This is a genomic window from Paenibacillus sp. 2TAB19, from assembly GCF_052115185.1.
Lineage (GTDB): Bacteria > Bacillota > Bacilli > Paenibacillales > Paenibacillaceae > Pristimantibacillus.
Genome location: NZ_JBFRGE010000080.1, coordinates 1 through 18563, shown reverse-complemented (window position 1 = coordinate 18563; position 18563 = coordinate 1). Strand labels below are relative to the sequence as shown.

16 protein-coding genes and 1 other RNA gene are annotated in these 18563 nt (G+C 48.4%); 4 read left to right on the top strand and 13 right to left on the bottom strand.

What is annotated here, in order from left to right; translation table 11 throughout:
* Positions 1–34 precede the first annotated feature (34 nt).
* From glgD to glgB, 3 genes are read right to left on the bottom strand one after another with little or no spacing between them, the layout of a single operon-like run.
* Positions 35–1147 carry a glucose-1-phosphate adenylyltransferase subunit GlgD gene (glgD, locus tag AB4Z33_RS25440; protein WP_442052577.1) on the bottom strand — a complete coding sequence of 371 codons (1113 nt, stop codon included), beginning with the start codon at positions 1145–1147 and terminating at the stop codon, positions 35–37.
* Positions 1144–2310 carry a glucose-1-phosphate adenylyltransferase gene (locus AB4Z33_RS25435; protein ID WP_442052576.1) on the bottom strand — a complete coding sequence of 389 codons (1167 nt, stop codon included), beginning with the start codon at positions 2308–2310 and terminating at the stop codon, positions 1144–1146. The genes glgD and AB4Z33_RS25435 overlap by 4 nt, the downstream gene beginning before the upstream one ends.
* A gap of 16 nt (positions 2311–2326) precedes the next feature.
* Entirely contained in the window at positions 2327–4234 is a 1908-nt protein-coding gene (glgB, locus tag AB4Z33_RS25430) for a 1,4-alpha-glucan branching protein GlgB (protein WP_442052575.1), read from the bottom strand.
* A gap of 768 nt (positions 4235–5002) precedes the next feature.
* Between glgB and AB4Z33_RS25425 the strand changes: the two genes are divergently transcribed.
* Together AB4Z33_RS25425 and AB4Z33_RS25420 are read left to right on the top strand one after the other, a co-directional pair.
* A complete protein-coding gene (locus AB4Z33_RS25425) occupies positions 5003–5896 on the top strand; it encodes a PAS domain-containing protein (protein WP_442052574.1) in 894 nt (297 codons plus the stop codon).
* A gap of 136 nt (positions 5897–6032) precedes the next feature.
* Positions 6033–6731, top strand: coding sequence for a queuosine precursor transporter (locus AB4Z33_RS25420; RefSeq protein ID WP_442052573.1), 699 nt, complete (start codon positions 6033–6035; stop codon positions 6729–6731).
* Between the two features lie 58 nt (positions 6732–6789).
* Here the strand turns inward: AB4Z33_RS25420 and AB4Z33_RS25415 are convergent, their stop codons facing one another.
* Both AB4Z33_RS25415 and AB4Z33_RS25410 read right to left on the bottom strand, forming a co-directional pair.
* Positions 6790–9135 (bottom strand): alpha/beta hydrolase, encoded by a 2346-nt coding sequence (locus AB4Z33_RS25415; protein WP_442052572.1) that lies wholly within the window; start codon positions 9133–9135, stop codon positions 6790–6792.
* On the bottom strand, positions 9126–9914 hold the full coding sequence (locus AB4Z33_RS25410; RefSeq protein ID WP_442052571.1) for an ABC transporter ATP-binding protein: 789 nt from the start codon (positions 9912–9914) through the stop codon (positions 9126–9128). Before AB4Z33_RS25410 ends, AB4Z33_RS25415 begins: the two co-directional genes overlap by 10 nt.
* A 177-nt stretch (positions 9915–10091) precedes the next feature.
* On the opposite strand from AB4Z33_RS25410, the gene AB4Z33_RS25405 reads away from it, so the two are divergent.
* A complete protein-coding gene (locus AB4Z33_RS25405; RefSeq protein ID WP_442052570.1) occupies positions 10092–10721 on the top strand; it encodes a GTP pyrophosphokinase in 630 nt (209 codons plus the stop codon).
* 59 nt (positions 10722–10780) lie between these two features.
* Here the strand turns inward: AB4Z33_RS25405 and AB4Z33_RS25400 are convergent, their stop codons facing one another.
* From AB4Z33_RS25400 to AB4Z33_RS25390, 3 genes are read right to left on the bottom strand one after another with little or no spacing between them, the layout of a single operon-like run.
* The gene (locus AB4Z33_RS25400; protein ID WP_337101632.1) at positions 10781–11203 is read right to left on the bottom strand and encodes a DUF4190 domain-containing protein; all 423 of its coding nucleotides are present in this window, start codon (positions 11201–11203) and stop codon (positions 10781–10783) included.
* A gap of 6 nt (positions 11204–11209) precedes the next feature.
* Positions 11210–11422 (bottom strand): DUF1540 domain-containing protein, encoded by a 213-nt coding sequence (locus tag AB4Z33_RS25395; protein ID WP_337101631.1) that lies wholly within the window; start codon positions 11420–11422, stop codon positions 11210–11212.
* Between the two features lie 55 nt (positions 11423–11477).
* On the bottom strand, positions 11478–11978 hold the full coding sequence (locus tag AB4Z33_RS25390; protein ID WP_442052569.1) for a YpuI family protein: 501 nt from the start codon (positions 11976–11978) through the stop codon (positions 11478–11480).
* 182 nt (positions 11979–12160) lie between these two features.
* On the opposite strand from AB4Z33_RS25390, the gene AB4Z33_RS25385 reads away from it, so the two are divergent.
* Positions 12161–14017 (top strand): S8 family peptidase, encoded by a 1857-nt coding sequence (locus AB4Z33_RS25385; protein WP_442052568.1) that lies wholly within the window; start codon positions 12161–12163, stop codon positions 14015–14017.
* A 76-nt stretch (positions 14018–14093) separates the two neighbouring features.
* On the opposite strand, the gene rnpB is transcribed toward AB4Z33_RS25385, so the two are convergent.
* The 5 genes from rnpB to rpoD all read right to left on the bottom strand — a co-directional run.
* Positions 14094–14499: RNase P RNA component class A (gene rnpB, locus AB4Z33_RS25380), an RNA gene on the bottom strand.
* Between the two features lie 99 nt (positions 14500–14598).
* Positions 14599–15720, bottom strand: coding sequence for a Nif3-like dinuclear metal center hexameric protein (locus AB4Z33_RS25375; RefSeq protein WP_442052567.1), 1122 nt, complete (start codon positions 15718–15720; stop codon positions 14599–14601).
* A complete protein-coding gene (locus AB4Z33_RS25370) occupies positions 15687–16469 on the bottom strand; it encodes a tRNA (adenine(22)-N(1))-methyltransferase (RefSeq protein WP_442052566.1) in 783 nt (260 codons plus the stop codon). Before AB4Z33_RS25370 ends, AB4Z33_RS25375 begins: the two co-directional genes overlap by 34 nt.
* A complete protein-coding gene (locus AB4Z33_RS25365) occupies positions 16469–17314 on the bottom strand; it encodes a hypothetical protein (RefSeq protein WP_442052565.1) in 846 nt (281 codons plus the stop codon). Before AB4Z33_RS25365 ends, AB4Z33_RS25370 begins: the two co-directional genes overlap by 1 nt.
* Positions 17315–17481: 167 nt before the next feature.
* Positions 17482–18563, bottom strand: a 1082-nt coding sequence (gene rpoD / locus AB4Z33_RS25360) for an RNA polymerase sigma factor RpoD (protein ID WP_442052564.1), incomplete at its 5' end; no start/stop codon positions are given.

Below are 18563 nucleotides of genomic sequence, written 5' to 3'. Positions count from 1 at the left end.
TCCTATGCGGCTATCTTCCGCTTATGCGGCAGCCTTATATAATTTTCCTCTTGCCGGCAAGAAACGGAGAACTTTCTACCCCGCGTATATCGCGTGCAGACTCTACCTCTACATCCTTATCCAGGATGCTGTGCGAGATAAAGCTATTCTCGCCAATGATCCCGTTCTGCATAATAATGCTATTCTTAACGACTGCGCCTTTGCGAATATGGACACCGCGGAACAGAATGCTGCCCGTAACCGTTCCTTCGATCCGGCAGCCGTTCGCAACTAGCGAATTGCTCACTTTAGAACTTTCCAAATATCGGGCAGGAGGCTCATCCTTCACCTTCGTATAGATCGATCCCGGTTGGAAGAAGAGCTCCTTCCATACTTCCGGCTTCAGCAGATTCATATTATTGTGATAATAGCTCGATAACGTGTTAACGACGCCTAAATAACCTTCATACATATACGCCTGCACATTGAGCTTATCCAGCCTCGAAAAAATCGCATGACGCACGAGATGATCTTGCCCCTGCGCCAACGACGTCTCCACAAGCTCCATGAGCAGATCCTTGCGCATAATATACATTTCCATCGAATGAATATCGCTTACCATACGTCCAAAGTGATCTTGGATTGCAGTAATTCTGCCATCTTCGTCCATCTTCACCTTGCGCGCTTTACCTAATATCGGTTCGGATTGCTGCTTGCAGACGACAGTTATATCGGCAGCTCGATCGAGATGCGCTTGGATAACAGGCTCGAAGTCTATATTGCACACCATGTGGCTGCGTGTAATAACGACATAATCTAACGACGAACGATTGAAATAATCGCGATGCTGATAAAAATGATAGAGATCGCCGCGGCTAATCTCTTGAATATCATCCGTTGCAGGCGGCAGTACAAACAAGCCGCTTTGGCGATGATTCAAATCCCAGGGCTTTCCTGAGCCAACGTGATCCATAAGCGAGCGGTACTTCGTATGAGCGAATATGGCTACCTTCGATATGCCCGAATTAACCATACTGGATAATGCAAAGTCGATCATGCGGTAACGACCTCCGAAAGGAACAGTCGCGAGGCAGCGGCCTTGCGTCAGACGGTCGAGCTCATCCGTCTCATGGATTAAGTTAATGACACCCATCACTTTATGCTTCATGAATGCTCCACCTCCTGCAGCAGATGCTCGTTCGTCACATATTGGTCTACGGCAACAACCGTAATCGCATCATCATCCGGCGAGCCGATCGTTACGCCGGCTTGGATGACCGCCCCCTCGCCGATGATCGCTCGGTGAATCTTGGCGCCTTCACCAATTCGGACATTAGGCATAATGACCGATTCGGTAATCGAACTGTTTTTGGCGGCATTAACCCCATAGAACAACACCGATCGATGAACTTTTCCTTCCAGCATGCAGCCTTCCGTAATAAGCGATGCCGAGATTTCGGCAGATACGCCTACATGATGGCCTGGCTGATGTGGACTGACGGAATAGATTCGCCATGAGGAATCATTTAATGTGAGCGGCGGATCATCGGCGAGCAGATCCATATTCGCCTCCCATAAGCTGTCGATCGTGCCGACGTCCTTCCAGTAGCCCTTGAACGGATAGGTGAACAGCTTCTTCCCATCCTTCATCATCGACGGGATAAGGTCTTTGCCGAAGTCATGGCTCGAAGATCGATTAGCTTCATCATATATCAAATATTTCTGCAGCTCCGACCAGGTGAATATATAGACACCCATCGATGCAATATTGCTCGTTGGTGTTTTTGGCTTCTCTTCAAATGCGGTAATACGGTCTTCATCGTCCACATGCATAAGTCCGAAACGGCTGGCTTCGCTCCAATCGACTTCTATGCCGGCGATCGTCACATCTGCGCCGCAGCGCTTATGATGGTCTAGCATAAGCTCATAGTCCATTTTATAAATATGGTCCCCCGATATAATGAGCACGTACTCGGGATTATAACGTTCAATGAAGGACATGTTCTGATAGATTGCGTTGGCCGTTCCCGTATACCAAACGCCGCCCTTCTGCTTCACATAGGGAGGCAGAATTGCCATACCGCCGTCACGACGGTCCAGCCCCCATGGACTGCCTATGCCTAGATATCGGTTCAGTTCAAGAGGCTGATATTGAGTCAATACGCCGACCGTATCAATACCCGAATGAGCGCAATTGCTCAAGGTGAAATCGATAATGCGGTATTTCCCGCCGAAGTAAACGGCTGGCTTAGCCAAATCCTTTGTCAATACGCCAAGCCTTTTGCCTTCGCCTCCCGCGAGTAGCATTGCGATCATTTCTTTTCGGCCCATGGACACCAACTCCTTCTCAATGTGTGTCCCCCGGATCTAAGGTGAGCAGCATAAAGGTGAATGGGGGTAATTGAAGCGAAATGCTTTGATTATGCCCGTGCCAAGCGATAGGCTGACTGCTGTAGCTAGGCGAACTCTGTGAAGCTGTTCCTTCTTCGTGCGTATTATTGCTATGCATTAAAGAGCGGTAATTTCCTCGCTCTGGAACACCGATGCGATAGGGGTTATATTCATTAGCTGAGAAATTAGCGATTATGATGGTGAAGCTGGATTTACCGCGGCGGATGTAGGAAATAACAGATTGATTGGCATTATTCGCGTCAATCCACTCGAAACAATCCGGCTCGCGATCCCTCTCCCACAAAGAAGGCTCATTGACGTAAACATGGTTGAGAGACTTGACATAGCGGTGCATGCTTTGGTGGGAATCGTATTCCAGCACCATCCAGTCCAGCATATCGCTGTCTTTCCACTCGTCGAATTGTCCCCATTCACTGCCCATGAAGAGCAGCTTCTTGCCTGGATGCGTCATCCAGAAACCGTAGAATAAACGTAGTTGGGCGAATTTTTGCTCATAGGAGCCAGGCATTTTGTTCAATAAGGAGCGTTTGCCGTGTACAACTTCATCGTGTGATAGCGGAAGAACGAAATTTTCTGAGAATGCATAAAGGAGTGAGAAAGTAATAAGATGGTGGTGGTGCGAGCGATCAGCCGGATCAAGCGCCATATAGCGCAGCATGTCATTCATCCAGCCCATATTCCATTTAAAATTGAATCCGAGGCCGCCTTTGTAGGTAGGCGAGGTGACGGCAGGCCATGCGGAAGAATCTTCTGCTAGCATAAGCGTGTCGGGGTAATAATGAAACACCGTTTCATTAAGCTTCTTCAAGAAGCGAAGGGCATCTAAGTTGTCGGCACCGCCAAGCCAGTTGTAGGTATGCATCTCGGGCGGTTTGTCCATATGTAGATTGATCATGCTTGCAACGGCATCTACGCGCAATCCGTCGATATGGAACATTTCCATCCAGAAGACAGCGTTAGAAATCAAGAAGCTTACAACCTCATTGCGGCTAAAATCAAAAGCCAACGTGCCCCAGAGAGGCTTCTCTGCGCGGTTCGGATCCGGGCCTTCGAAGAGGGGCGAGCCGTCGAATTGACGCAAGCCGTGGTCGTCCTTGCAGAAGTGGCCAGGCACCCAATCTAATATAACGCCTAAGCCATGAGCATGGCAGGTGTCAACGAAATACATAAGTCCTCTGGGTGTACCRTAGCGACTCGTCGCACTGTAGAATCCGGTAATTTGGTAGCCCCATGATTGATCGAGCGGGTGCTCCGACAAGGGCATGAGTTCAATATGAGTATATCCCATATCAGCGGCATACGGAACTAACGACCCGGCTAATTCCTCGTATGTATAGAAGTGTTCTTTTCCTTTGACTTTCCAGGAGCCGGCATGCGCCTCGTAGATGAGCAGCGCATTCGTATAAGGGGATTTKTTCGGTTTGGCTGCTTGCCATGACTCATCTTGCCAGGCATAACCTTCCAAACTCGTGACGATGGATGCTGTGTTCGGGCGTCTCTCTGAATAAAAGGCATACGGATCGGCTTTCCTAATACATGCGCCGGATTGCGTAACCAGCTCATATTTGTAAATCTCACCTTCACCGATATACGCAACAAACAAGACGAATATGCCTGTTGTTCCGATTCGTTCCATGAGGTGACGGCTTCCATCCCAGTCGTTGAAGGTTCCAACTACGCGAACCTCCAGGGCATTAGGTGCCCACACGACAAAGCGGACCCCCTGGATTCCATCCTGGCGGATGGGATGCGCGCCCATGAAACGGTAGCTGTGAAACGAATTGCCTTCATTAAACAAATACAATTGCTCATGGGATAAACCGTTTGGAACCGTTTGAACCATCCGCTCCTCCACCCTTCTGGATGTCATTTGCGAGTCAAATAGGTTTAGATACCCATATTATACATCGTTTTATGAAAAATCACAGCATGTTTTCATAGTTTGCGACAAAATGTCAGATTTATTTACGTGCATGTTACACAAAGCATTATTTTATTCAATTGGAAGACATTACGCGCTGGATATAATAATGTTTGGAGCAATAACCCTTGGTTACCGCTTCCTTCGTGCAATTCACCCACTTGCAATCTGCGGTTGCCTTAACTCGACGCGGCCTGACGATAGACGGATCTCCATGTCTCATGAGTCTCTGATGGTGCATTGCGCACAAACCTCTTGCCTTTATCGACTTTGTACAATCTTCCATGTTGCAATTATCCATCGGTAGTCTCCCCTTTGTACGAGTCAAGCGCGCAAACGGCTTACGCCGTAGGTGAAATATGAGCTCGTTTTGAGCATAAAGCCTATATACAGATTGATTTCACGGTAAAAAATGTGTAAAATCACTCATTCATTCATATTATCGAGAATTCCGTATAGAATAAAGGCTGTAAATCGGTAGATTACGCCTTTAAACGCGGTTCTAGGCTCTATTTGCACGTTATACATGGCGCAGAAGTTTTGGAGTTTAATTAATTAAACCAATTTCTAATAGAAATAGTTGATCTTGAAACAATTTGGAAGTCTCTTGTGTGCGTTCGGCAGTTATTCTATACTTTTAGTTGAATATTACAAATGCTTATGCTTGTGCAAAAAAGAGGAGAAAACTTCATGTCACCCTACTATCGCTTATTCCAAATCTTTGACAAGCCCATCATTATTCTAGGAATGGAACACGGAAAGGTAAGAATTATCGATGCTAACGAAAGCTTTTCGCGATTGCTCGGTTACACGTTGGAGGAGCTTAAATCGAAGGAAAGCGCTGGACATCTGCTAAAGTATAACATCGATACGACGAGGCAGACGCTTAAGAGCGAGTTCGGAATTTTCACAAAAAACAATAAGCAAATTCCAGTACGCATCGACCAACAGCCGATACCGAAGCAACCAGGCGAAACCGAGCTGATCAGTTTTGTCACATTCGAAGATCTAACGGCCTATAAGTGGATCGAGCAAAAATGTGAACAGAATAAAGTCATCATTAGCGGGATCATTGACGCACATTCCCATATTCGCTTTCTGCGCGACAGCGTCGCTCCGTTATTGTTCGAGCCTKACCGAAAAATGGAGGACGAAACGCTCCTGAGCTTTATTGCGGATAACGAACATGCCAGAGTAATGGAGGCGCTCGCAGAGGCCGGAACGATGAAAAAAGAAAAAAGTCTGACGCTGCTAACGAGCAGATTAAGCGGCATTGAGCTGGAATTGTCAATTACGTTCACACCGATCATTGACGGTTTTGGCGACACCAAAGAATACGCATTCGTCATATGGGATTTGAAGCCTGTCGACGATACAATAGATTCCGCGATGAAGCTTAAGATATGGATGGCCAAGCGGGATATAACCGCCGGGATGCTATCCGAAGCAACGGGCATATCGATCCAGACGATCTCGAAGCTCCGAAATGGCAAGATTGTGAAGCCGCAACGGCTGACAGCCGAGCTGATTGCTTCCGAGCTGCGTGTAGATATTCACGATATATGGACGAAAGTCGGCAAATAGCTCGGCTTATCCAGCACTATACATTGCCTGTACAGGGACAACCGTTTATAATAGCTAAGGCTGATTAATGCCGGTCATTTCTGTATGTCGGCGCGCGGTTCGCAAACTCCCGCGTTATCAAAACTAGGAGGAAAATATGTTTAACTTATGGTTTGGCGCTCTTTTTATGATTATCCATTTCACATTATTTCTTATTTCGTATCGAATGTTCGGCAGAATCGGTATTTACGCTTGGATCGGCATGGCAACCGTGCTTGCTAATATTCAAGTCGTAAAGACCGTCGAATTGCCGCTTGGCATCATTATTACGCTCGGCAACACGATGTACGGCACCATCTATCTCGCATCCGATTTGCTTAACGAGAAGTACGGGGAGAAGGCAGCCAAGAAAGCGGTATGGTTCGGCTTCTTCACGCTAGTTGCAACTACGGTCATTATGCAAATGGCGCTATTGTTCGAACCCGTTCAGGAGCCGTTCCCGCTTGAGGTGCAAGGGTCCCTTGAGACGTTATTCGGCCTACTGCCGCGAATCGCGCTTGGTAGCTTATGCGCCTATTTCGTCAGCCAGTTTCTAGATGTCAAAATTTACTCGGTACTTAAGCGGATGTTTCCAGCACCGAATAAGCTTTGGATCCGCAATAACGGCAGTACGCTCGTCAGCCAGCTTGTAGATACGCTGATCTTCTGCACGATCGCGTTCGCCGGTGAATACGAAAGCGACGTCTGGCTGTCGATCTTCCTTTCGACATACATTATCAAATTTATCGTCTCGCTTGTCTCGACCCCTTTCCTCTATGCGGCTAGAAGTTTTACGTTTAAGGAAGAAAGTCATTAATAAAACGAACAACAAAGAAGCGATCCCGTTAGATACGGGATCGCTTCTTTGTTGTTCGTTAAGATTGTATCGGCATGATTCCGATATCGTCGAGCATCACTTTGCCAGGTCCGTCTACGAATGCAAAAGATATTTTCGTTATTTCAAACTGCTCTATTGATTCATTCTGCGTCTCGAACGCGTCCAGAGGAACAATAAAAGTTTGGAACACCGGCTCGTTCGATTGTTTGTACTTCTCGTCTTTCATTCGCTCCTCCAGCCATGGAAGCGTCATAAAAGCTGTATACGTCGGCGGACTGACAGGCATAACCTCGGATAATGGCAATTCAAGCGTCTGGCCGTCACTCGACGTTAGAACGATCTCCAGTTCCGGAAGCGGAGGCAGCTCGGATAATCCTTCAACCTCAGCTTCAGCTTCTATTTCTGTATCTATTTCGTCATTTGCCTCAGCGTCGGCTTCTGCCTTCTCTTCTTCTACAGCCTCGTCGGCTAATAAATCCCGCTCAAGATTTGCCAATGAGAATATTAGGCTCGATGATGTCGTCTCGGAAGCCATTTGTTCCGTTACGCGCTTCGGCAGCTCAAGCTCGTATATAGCGCCTGGCTCCTCCCATTCGAGCGATACTGCTTTTGTTCCTTTATTTTTTCCATCACGATCCTTGGCATTCGTCACTTCCCACTCCGTCATCCCTTCAGCCGAAGCTTTGCCCCCGCCGCTTATCGTTGTTTTGACAGAGCTGCCCTCATACCTTGTTATCTCCGTGAAATTAGACGATTCATAACGATTCACGTACGTGCTGTCAGGCAGCCAGTCCAGAACCGTGCGGTAGTCATGGAACATTTCGGTATATTGATCCTCGCCATGCAGAGTAGCCTCGAGAAATGCGGAAATGTACAGCTTCGCAATATCTCTCTGCTCATCCCCCTCCAGCATGCCTTGTCGGTTCAAGAACATGCCGCCAGGCAGTCGCTCATCCATGATTCCCCAAGCGGTGTTGAATTGGCTGTGATTCGCATCGGCTATATAGAGTGAAGCCTTAAATCCATCTGAATCGCTCGAGAAAGACGTTCTGCTGTACTGCCGATCACCGTAGAATGAATTCACATCTCCGTCACGCGCGCCTTGCAGCGTTAAATAGTTGACATCCCTCAACCGAGCGGACTTGTCATCTACCTGTTTGTCGGTCGGCGCGATGGCCACTACCGAACGAATCTGAATGTCTTCCAAATTCGTCAATGATTTATCCTCTATGAACCATCGATCTTCGTCGGCAGCCATCGCTACCGCTTGTCCCCCTCTGGAGTGACCGATGAGCGAAATCTTGTCCATATCGACTTTGTTCGTGAATGGATTGTCCATGCTTTCATTAAAAGTTTTAATCTGCTGAAGATGCTTAAGGAGCATCCACGCACGCACCTTCATATCGTTGTTCGGGATACCCGACCAGACCGAATAATTCAAGAAATTCTCGTCTACGGAAATGGCGATCATACCTCTGCTTGCTAGCAATTCTCCCAAATAAGCATAACCACCATCCGAGAACTGCTCCATCAGATGATTCCCGTGTACGATTAGGACAAGCGGAAACGGCCCCTCTCCCTCCGGCATCCATACTCTGCCGTTAATCGGGAGCTTATGTTCATCAAAGCCCCAGAAGCGCGTCTTCAGATTTGACCATTTCGTAATATACTCCGAGGCGTCCACGGAATTCGTCATCCAATCCACATCTTCACCGAATAGATCCCGATGCTTATCAGCCCCGCTTCCGTAACTGAACGAAGTGAACTCATAAGTTCCTGGAAGAGCTGGATTATCCGCATGGACTGGCGACACAGCTTCTATCGCCGTTTCTTCTCTTTGCGGCATCGACGCTGGATTCGGCCAGCCCGCCAAAGTAATGATCAGAGCGATAATGACCGACAAGCTTACGGCGGTCATCCATTTGTAGCGTGGCTTGGTCCGCCACTTGAGAAGCACTCCGAGCATTACACCAAGCAAAGCTCCTATAACCGCATACAATGCAGCTAATATAACAGACATTAGAATGCCAAGCTCAGCAAAATATAAAATCATATACGTTTCTATACCCACGTAGAGCAGCACTGCCGCAAAACGTCTAGGAACGGGAACGTAAGCAAACGACAACAGGATCGATACGATGAATGCGGATACCCCGATTGCCAGCACATTCGCGAGCAGGAAGAGAATGGTGTCTGTAACCGCTCCTAGACCGGTAGGCATCCCCATTACGGCCGTATACATCGAAAGCGATCCGAAGACGATAAGACTGCCTGTAGCGATTCGCCATACGAAGCTGTCGCGGTCAGCACGCAATTCATATCTTAATTTCAGCCATGCTGCGAACTTGATCAGCTTACGTTGCTCTTGTATCGCTAATTCCATAAGTTCTCCTTAACGGTGAGCCAATTGCGGCCGTCATGCTGTTCAATCCTAACGGGAACGCCAAAAAACTCGCTCATCGTCTCCGTCTTAAGCACTTCATCCGTGGAGCTGGCGGCGAATACGGTCCCATCCTTAATGAGCAGCGTCTTCGTGAAGCAAGGCAATATTTCTTCTACGTGGTGCGTTACATAAATAATGGTAGGCGCATGTTCTTGCTCCGCAACTGACGAAATCATGTACAGCAGTTGCTCGCGCGCGAATACGTCCAGCCCTGTACACGGCTCGTCCAATATTAGCAGCTTCGGCGATGCCATCAGCGCTCTCGCAATCAGTACGCGCTGCCGCTCGCCTTGCGACAGCGTATCATAGGTACGCTGCATCAGCGCCGCGCAGCCCAGCGATTGCATGAGCGCTTCGGCTTTATCCGAATCGTTATCGTCCGTACGATCATACAAGCCGATCGTTGCAAACTTGCCGCTTAGCACGATGTTGAATGCCGTCTCGCTGCCGTACAGCTTCTGCTGCAGCGATGTGCTGACCCAGCCGATGCTTTTGCGCAGCTCGCGGAGATCGAATTCACCGAATTTTTTGCCGAGCACTTCCATTTGACCGACAGTCGGCCATATATACCCATTAATCATATTGAGCAGTGTCGTCTTGCCTGATCYGTTCAAGCCGAGCAAGCACCAATGCTCGCCCTCCTGCACCTTCCAATCGATTTGCTGCAAAATCGTTTTGTCACCGCGATCCCAAGATACGCCTTTTATGTCTATAACCACTGGAAAGTCCTCCCGGTCAATGTATGCTTATACATGTTGTACGAATGATTTATTTGACGATAATTTGACTTCACACTTCATATCAACCATTATTATCATACAACGATTCTTGCTGTACGGGTACCGTTGACTTTTGTGAATTTCATATATTTTTACAAACTCAGGAGTGATTATCCTATGAAACCCGATCAAATCAAAGAATGGTCGCATTTTTTTCTAACGTATAAATTTGCTTTAGATGAAGTGGAAACAAAGCTTAATATTTTGAACGAGGAATTCCAATTCATTCACGACTATAATCCAATTGAGCATATGAAGACGCGCATTAAGACGCCAGAGAGCTTAATGACGAAGCTGCGGCGCAAAGGGCTCGATATATCGCTCGAGGCAGCCAAAGAGCATATAAGAGACATTGCAGGCGTCAGAGTCATCTGCTCCTTCTCAACGGACATTTACCACATTGTCGACATGATAAGCATGCAGAGTGACGTCAAAATCATCGAGATTAAGGATTATGTAAAAAATCCAAAGCCTAACGGCTACCAAAGCGTCCATCTTATCATCGAAATTCCCGTATTTTTAACGAATCGTACGGAGTATGTAGGTGTTGAAATTCAAATTAGGACGATAGCGATGGATTTTTGGGCAAGCCTCGAACATAAAATTTATTACAAATTCGATGAGCGGATACCCGAGCACATTCAGCAGCAATTAAAGGGCTCGGCAGCGATGATCGATTCGCTTGATCGTCAAATGCTTGCTCTCAATGAAGAAGTACAGCGCCATCGCACACAGACGCTCGAATAGACATAACGCACAACAGCTCCCCGCCATAATGGCAGGGAGCTGTTTGCTTATTATCCGCTTTAGGTTATCGCGTAATAAAAGGGAACGATGACTAAATACATAACAACTGCCAATAATCCGATCGCCATAGACCAACCGCCTAGCCCTCTCGCGCTTTGCCTGTATGCAATGAAGCCAAGAACGGCTGATGTTGCGCCAAGCAGCACAGGCCATACAAACCATGACGCAATTGCAAATACGAGCGCCACCCAGCCTAATGCATATCCCCCGCTGCGCACATCATTGCCTTCATCCTCATACGCGGCATACCCATTTTCCTTCCGATCCCGCTCTACATAAGCGCCTGGAGCGCCAACTGCAAAATCGGCTGCCATTTCTTCATTTACATTGTTTAGCGAAGCGTTCGTTAACGGATCGATGACCGCCGGCGTTTGGCCGGTTTTTCGAAGTTCATCATCATGTTCATGCTCGAATTTCTCCATCGCCAATCACTCCTTTGGGTTAAAGGTGAGGCAGCATGTAGCCGACGATTGCTCCGCCTGATCCTCATGGAACAGTCCAAGCTCGTCTCCAGCAAATTCTTCATGATAAGAATGACTCGAATGCTGATCAATTTCAATCGTGATCTCTTTTGCATTGCATCCATTGCCTTCTTTCCAGAAGGAACAATTGGACACCGTGCAGGATACGCCATTCGGCATAAAAAAATCACCTCCGTTATCAAGTTTCCCTGACCGAAGGTGATTCATTCTTGCCTTATTTTTGTCCTTGCATACGGCGCTGCGTCATGTAGTCGTTCTCGTAATACGCCAATTCGTCGCGCAGCTCCTCAAAAATCTTCGATACGCTAAGCACGATGTCGCGAGCTTCACGAATAGGCTTGTAACGGAAGCGAATCGCGTCTTGTCCCGTATAAGCGTAACGTCCGTCCTCGGAATAACATTCGTTCTTCGGATAGAAAAAGGCGCTTACGCATTGGTGGTACACTTCATAAAGCGCGCGTTCTGCAAAATCGGTATCGAAATTGGGGCGTCTAAGAAGAACTCCCAGCTTTTCAACCGAGACTTCAGAGAACACCAACAAATGTCTCAAATCGGATAAAAGTCCTTTGTAGAACAGTTGTGCTTCCTCGCTGCTGTMCTTCTCGGACAACTGCGACAGCGCATAATTGTTCAGAAACGGTTCAAGTTGATTAACCGCGTCCTTCAATTTGTTGCGAGTGGATTCGCTGATCGAATTTACGTTAGCAGATGGCATTATAGGTAGATCCCCTTTCATTTCACTCAGAAAAAAACTGTAGGCATCAACATCGTACCACAAATTGCATGGAAGTGGTACTGGCGATTGACTCTTTTTGCTTCGCATATTTTGCCCCCATTAGCCGAACTCTAACTTTTAGGCATCTCTTCAACTGAACGATTTATTTGGAGGTTTCGAATATGAGAAAATATTGGATTGGCGCGTTTACCATTGTTGCTCTTGTCGCCCTGCTTATTCCGTCGTCCCGGTTCTTCACGCCGGGAAACGTTAAGGAAACCCCGCGAAAGTCAGAAAGCTTCGCCGTCAAGCGCGAGCAAACGCTTAAGCTCAATACGCTGCAAAACGATATGAATGCTACCGCCTTGTTATGTACAACGGAATGTTCGCGTGATTTCCACAAGTTGATGAACGCTGGCAGCTCGTCACGCAAAGATTCCGAAAACTCTGTTGAGCACCTTATGCATGAACATCATCATATGCGTTTCATTAGCTGGATCAACGGCACACGCTCGGTTGAACGCGGCGAAATACCGGATTCGGCCGATTCCCACGTTGCGCAGCAATATGTGAAGACAGCGAAGCTGCAAGTGATGAAAGGCGCAAAGTTCGAATCGCCAACGTTCAATGACAAGGATGGCAACCGGTATATGGTGCTAGGCGTTCCGGATTCGAAGCATCCCGGCATTGGCGTTGTCGGCGTCATTAATCAAAATATTATCAAATCCGTCGAGGCACATCAAAAACGGAACTTGCGTCTCATTCCATACCCTGCAGAGGGCAATTACAAGATCGAATCGGTGAAACCAAATTCCACGATCGATACGACTGTTCGCACCGGCGAGGACAATGGCAATGCCAGCCATTATCATATTCGCGATGCGGTCATTCACTTTGCCAGCAGACCTGATAATCGCGAGCTGGAGCAGATCAAGCGCGATATTGACGCCGTATCCGTACAGCAAATCGGGGATACGTACGTGTTCCGATCGAAGAAGCTTGAAACCGAGAAAATGCTGCAGTATTTCCGTCAAAAATGGAATCCAGAGTACGCGGAGCCTCATTATTTGTACATGACGAACGAGAAAGTGACAGATAACGATATCGTTCCGAATGATGCGCTTTATTCCGAATATCAATGGAACTTGCCATCCATTGAAGCGGAGAAGGGCTGGAAAGTTTCCAAGGGTGATGAACAAGTTATTGTCGCGGTGCTCGATACAGGCGTGCAGAGCAACCATCCCGACTTGCAAGGTAAGCTTCTAGACGGCATCAATCTTGTCGATGAAGATAAAGATCCCGATGACGATGTGGGTCATGGCACGCATGTCGCTGGAATCATCGGAGCTTCAGTTAATAACGGCGAAGGCGTCGCAGGCGTATCTTGGTACAATAAAATCATGCCTGTTAAGGTGCTGGACAGCAGCGGCGCAGGCTCAACCTATACGGTAGCCCAAGGCATTATATGGGCAGTCGATCACGGCGCAAAAGTTATTAATATGAGTCTCGGCAACTATGCCGAAGCCGATTTCCTTCATGATGCGATCAAATACGCTTACGAGCATGATGTCGTCATGATTGCCGCCAGCGGCAATGACAATACCGACCGCCCAGGATACCCGGCGGCATATCCAGAGGTGTTCGCGGTCGCTGCCACTGACAGCAATAAAGAGAAAGCTTCCTTCTCCAATTATGGTGATTACATTGACGTGGCAGCACCGGGAGACAGCATCGCCAGTACGTATCCGGGAAGTCAATACGCTGCATTATCGGGCACGTCAATGGCATCGCCGCATGTCGCTGCGCTTGCAGGCTTGATTCGGTCGGTTAATCCGGAGCTTACCAACAAAGAAGTTATGGAGCTTATGCGCAGTTCGTCCATTGATCTCGGCACGAAGGGCAAGGATGATTACTTCGGCTACGGTGAGATCGATGTGAACAAAGCGCTGCAGGCAGCCTCCAGTTACGGCAATGCGCTCCAGACGTTCCCAGATCAAGTGAAACGCCGCTTGGACAACATTGTTCGCAGATATAGATAAAACAAATAGAAGGTTGAGCAGAGGATGCTGTGCATCCTCGCTCAACCTTCTTCGTTTGTCATTAATTATTGGTCGTGCGGAAAGTTTGCCGTAAGCCGGGTTCTGTACTTCTAGTGGTGCGAACGGGAACGACCCTCCCACGGGGAAGCGACAATCATCTATCTAGGCCGCACATTGCTATACGGCTCCAGCAACCAACCCGGACGCGCCTCAGGCTAAGGCTGCAGCCTTGCGGCTGCTGCGTCCTCTCGGTCTTGCTCCAGATGGGGTTTACCAGGACTGCAGTCACCTGCACTCCTCGTGGTCTCTTACACCACGGTTCCACCCTTGCCTGTGCCGGCCTAAGCCAGCCATCGGCGGTCCATTTCTGTGGCACTATCCTTCAGCTCGCGCTGACTGGACGTTATCCAGCATCCTGCCCTGCGGAGCCCGGACTTTCCTCTCGCGGCAACAAGGCCGCCAGCGATTGTCTGTCAAACTTTCCGTAGCACGATCTAGTATACTAGGTATTCGGTCAAAGCTCAACCCTCTAACTCATTCCAATTGATATTGGAACAATAAGCCGCATTGCAGGGAAGGCCCTATATGAACGTGAATGGTTCAGTATTCAACGTAGATGCAATTACTTTCGTTTCGCTTTTGGTCGCCTGCAGCTGACCATTCAGCCAATCGGCAACCTGCTGCTTCATTACCTTCTCGATGTTATGGCCGGGGTCAATTATGGCGATTCCGGCTGCCAGTGCATCATGCGCGGTATGATAATCAATATCCCCCGTTACGATCACATCAGCACCTGCAAATATAGCGTGACGGACATACCTTGCTCCCGATCCCCCGAGCACGGCCGCTTTGCGAATGCTGCGGTCCAATTGGCCGACGACTCGAAGCGCAGGCACGTCGAATGCCTGCTTCAAACTTTCGGCAAGCTCGCTTAGACTGACTTCCTGCTCCAGCTTACCCACCCTGCCAAGTCCGAAGGCACGACCCTTCAGATCGACAGCGTACAAGTCGTAGGCTACCTCCTCATATGGATGTGCCTTCAACATCGCTTGTACCGCCTTGCGGTGAACGCTGTGCGGAACGATGACTTCTATTCGCACCTCGTTAGCATGCTCCAGCTTGCCTTGCTCGCCAAGGAATGGATGAGTACCCGGTCCTGGCAGGAATGTACCCGTGCCTTTGATATTGAAGCTGCATTGGCTGTAGTTGCCTATTTCGCCCGCTCCTGCGCGCCATAGCGCCGCAAGCAACTGCTCATGATGGCTCTCCGGCACGAACACGACAAGCTTATAGAGCTTATCCGTATGAACCTCTTCCAGGCACTGACGTCCGGAAGCTGAGATACCGATCTGATCAGCCAACCAATCGTTGATGCCGCCATCGGCAACATCGAGATTCGTATGCGAAATATACACCGCAATATCGTTCTTGATCAGCTTCTCGTAGAGCTTGCCTGCCGGCGTTGAAGTATCTAGCTTCGCCAGTGGACGATAAATAATCGCATGATGGGCGATGATAAGTCCAGCACCTGCCGCAATCGCTTCATCCACTACCTCGTCGGTTACATCAAGCGCGATTAACACTTTATCAATAGCTTTATTAAGCGTCCCGAGCTGCAGTCCGATCTTGTCATTTTCTACCGCGTAATGCTTGGGAGCTAGTTTCTCCATCAATTGGATGACGGTATGTCCGTTGGCAAACATTGCAATACCTCCTGCGTAACATTCATTTCCGCACGGAACTGATGAAGCTTCCGCTCCGATTCTGCTAATTCCGACTTTGCAAGCTGCTGGCAGATGCGCTCCTGCTTTTCCAACTCCATACGCCATTTCTGATGCAGCACAGGAGTAGGTTTCCGCAGCAGGTGCGGTCCCATTTGGAACAGCACCGCAATACCTTTCTCCTCATTCAGCCCGAAGCTAAGGAAACCGCTGTTATACAGCTTATTATTCAATTCAGCTGCATCAATATCAAGGACAGCTCGCATGACTTCATAAATTTTACCGTCTTCTTCTATAATGCTTTCATCAGCCAAGTACCAGCTATGTTCATAAAGCCATCTTCTTACGATGTCTTCACCGACATTCGGCTGCAGAACGAGCTCGCGCACACCGCTTAGCTTCCCTGCCTGTAAGCCTGCTTCCAATATTTCGCTCATTAGACTGCCGCCCATGCCCGCAATCGTCACCGTATCGGCTTCGCCAGGCTTCAGAACGGATAAACCGTCGCCTTGCCGAACAGACAACCTCGAACTGAGTCCTGCATCGGCTGCCTGCTTGCGAGCAGCCTCGTAGGGACCTTCGTTAAGCTCTCCGGCAATACCCGAAGGACATTTTTTCGATTGAAGCAAGTAGACGGGCAGCATTGCATGATCAGAGCCAATGTCGGCTATTCGCGAGCCTTCCGTCACATAATCGGCAATCGTTTGCAGTCTTTTTGATAATTTCAACATTATACAACCCACACCATCCATTTTTTTCGCATTAAAAACAGCAAACCGCCGCCAACGCCAATTTTGACGATCAATTGCAGTTGAATCCAAGCGATTTCGTCTGAAAACAACATGGCGTACATCTCAGGCATAAACCATACTAACGCACAGGTGACGAATAGTACAGCCGATACCGGCTTCTGCCAACGATGAATGAACCAGCTGCCCCATGCGAACAAGCACGCAATCGGCAGCCAATATAACTGAATTTCGTACCACTTGGAAGCTCCCATGTAATGCGACAGCAGCCATGCGTATACAAGTATCGAAGTGATCCAGCCGCATAAGTGCAGCACAGGTATACGAGCCAATATGCCATAGGCTACCCATAATAGCGCACAGAAACCAAGCAGAGCCACTTTGGTCCACCACTCCGTTATATCATGCAATCCGTACATAAACAGCCCGCCGCCTAATAGAAGCAGCATCGCGATTCCGGTTAACGCTAAGCCGGCAGCCTCATTATGCTTTCCGAGACGCCCGCCAAGCCACAACAAAACGACTACTGCCAGTACGATAACACCTATTTGCAATAGCGGATGAAAAACGCTAAAATAAAACACAACGAAGGAAATTAAGGTAAAAGTTCCAAATGTAAGAAACCATTGCATGCCTGTAGCCCGCTGTACCGCCGCAACCGCTTTTCGTGCGGTGCTCGATCCGCCGGCTGCTCGGGAGGATGTACTGACCGTTTCTTGATCCGCATACAGATTGAGTAGAAAATCGCAATATTGATCGGGCAACAGCTTGCTCCTTCGCCAATGCTCGATTTCTCTTACAATGATTTGTCGGCGATCCGAATTCATATTGGTTCTTATCCTTTCCGTCTTACCGTTTTGACGTTTCAATGTATGTATCGGATTCAGGCCTATGCTTTATTAGAGATAATGCGTATACGGATCGGGTCGAACTAGAAAAAAAAGACCTCGCTGCAGGCGCAGAAAGGTCATTGCAGTACCAAACAAACCAAACGTTATTCGAGGAAATCCTTCAAGCGTTTGCTGCGGCTTGGATGACGCAGCTTGCGGAGCGCTTTGGCTTCAATCTGACGAATACGTTCGCGCGTTACGCCAAACACCTTGCCTACTTCCTCAAGYGTACGCGTACGACCGTCATCAAGACYGAAACGCAGACGCAGTACGTTTTCTTCACGCTCGGTAAGCGTATCAAGCACATCCTCAAGCTGTTCCTTCAGAAGCTCATACGCGGCTGCATCAGCAGGCGCAAGCGCTTCTTGGTCTTCGATGAAATCTCCGAGATGCGAGTCGTCCTCTTCCCCGATCGGCGTTTCCAATGATACCGGCTCTTGAGCGATCTTCATGATCTCGCGTACTTTCTCCGTGCTAAGCTCCATCTCTGCCGCAATTTCCTCTGGCGTCGGTTCACGCCCCAGCTCTTGAAGCAATTGACGAGATACACGAATAAGTTTATTTATCGTCTCAACCATATGCACGGGAATACGAATCGTACGCGCTTGGTCCGCAATGGCGCGCGTAATAGCTTGACGAATCCACCAAGTTGCATACGTACTGAATTTGAAGCCCTTCGCGTGGTCGAACTTCTCTACGGCTTTAATTAGACCCATATTGCCTTCTTGAATCAAGTCAAGGAACAGCATGCCTCGGCCGACATAACGCTTCGCAATACTAACGACGAGACGCAAGTTCGCCTCAGCCAATCTGCGCTTCGCTTCTTCGTCTCCGTTCTCGATACGTTTGGCGAGTTCAACCTCGTCATCTGCCAGGAGCAACGGAACACGTCCGATTTCCTTCAGATACATACGTACCGGGTCGTTAATCTTGATGCCTGGCGGTAACGCCAGATCGTCGTCAAAGTTGAAGTCGTCCTGTTCGCGCTCTTGTTCTTCCCCAGCACCGCGAAGCGGATGATCCTCGTCATTTTCGTTAAGCACCTCAATACCCAAATCATCAAGCTGCTCGAAAAATTCATCAATCTGTTCTGGATCCTGATCGAAAGGCGATAATTTCTCCATAATCTCTTTGTAGGTTAATGAAGATCTTTTTTTGCCGTGCTCGATCAGCTGTTCCTTTACAT

Bases quoted from the DNA above. Each gene is read 5' to 3' on its own strand.
- glgD (WP_442052577.1), bottom strand. From the start codon at position 1,147: ATGAAGCATAAAGTGATGGGTGTCATTAACTTAATCCATGAGACGGAT.
- AB4Z33_RS25435 (WP_442052576.1), bottom strand. From the start codon at position 2,310: ATGGGCCGAAAAGAAATGATCGCAATGCTACTCGCGGGAGGCGAAGGC.
- AB4Z33_RS25420 (WP_442052573.1), top strand. From the start codon at position 6,033: ATGTTTAACTTATGGTTTGGCGCTCTTTTTATGATTATCCATTTCACA.
- AB4Z33_RS25415 (WP_442052572.1), bottom strand. From the start codon at position 9,135: ATGGAATTAGCGATACAAGAGCAACGTAAGCTGATCAAGTTCGCAGCA.
- AB4Z33_RS25405 (WP_442052570.1), top strand. From the start codon at position 10,092: ATGAAACCCGATCAAATCAAAGAATGGTCGCATTTTTTTCTAACGTAT.
- AB4Z33_RS25400 (WP_337101632.1), bottom strand. From the start codon at position 11,203: ATGGAGAAATTCGAGCATGAACATGATGATGAACTTCGAAAAACCGGC.
- AB4Z33_RS25395 (WP_337101631.1), bottom strand. From the start codon at position 11,422: ATGCCGAATGGCGTATCCTGCACGGTGTCCAATTGTTCCTTCTGGAAA.
- AB4Z33_RS25385 (WP_442052568.1), top strand. From the start codon at position 12,161: ATGAGAAAATATTGGATTGGCGCGTTTACCATTGTTGCTCTTGTCGCC.
- AB4Z33_RS25375 (WP_442052567.1), bottom strand. From the start codon at position 15,720: ATGTTTGCCAACGGACATACCGTCATCCAATTGATGGAGAAACTAGCT.
- AB4Z33_RS25370 (WP_442052566.1), bottom strand. From the start codon at position 16,469: ATGTTGAAATTATCAAAAAGACTGCAAACGATTGCCGATTATGTGACG.
- AB4Z33_RS25365 (WP_442052565.1), bottom strand. From the start codon at position 17,314: ATGAATTCGGATCGCCGACAAATCATTGTAAGAGAAATCGAGCATTGG.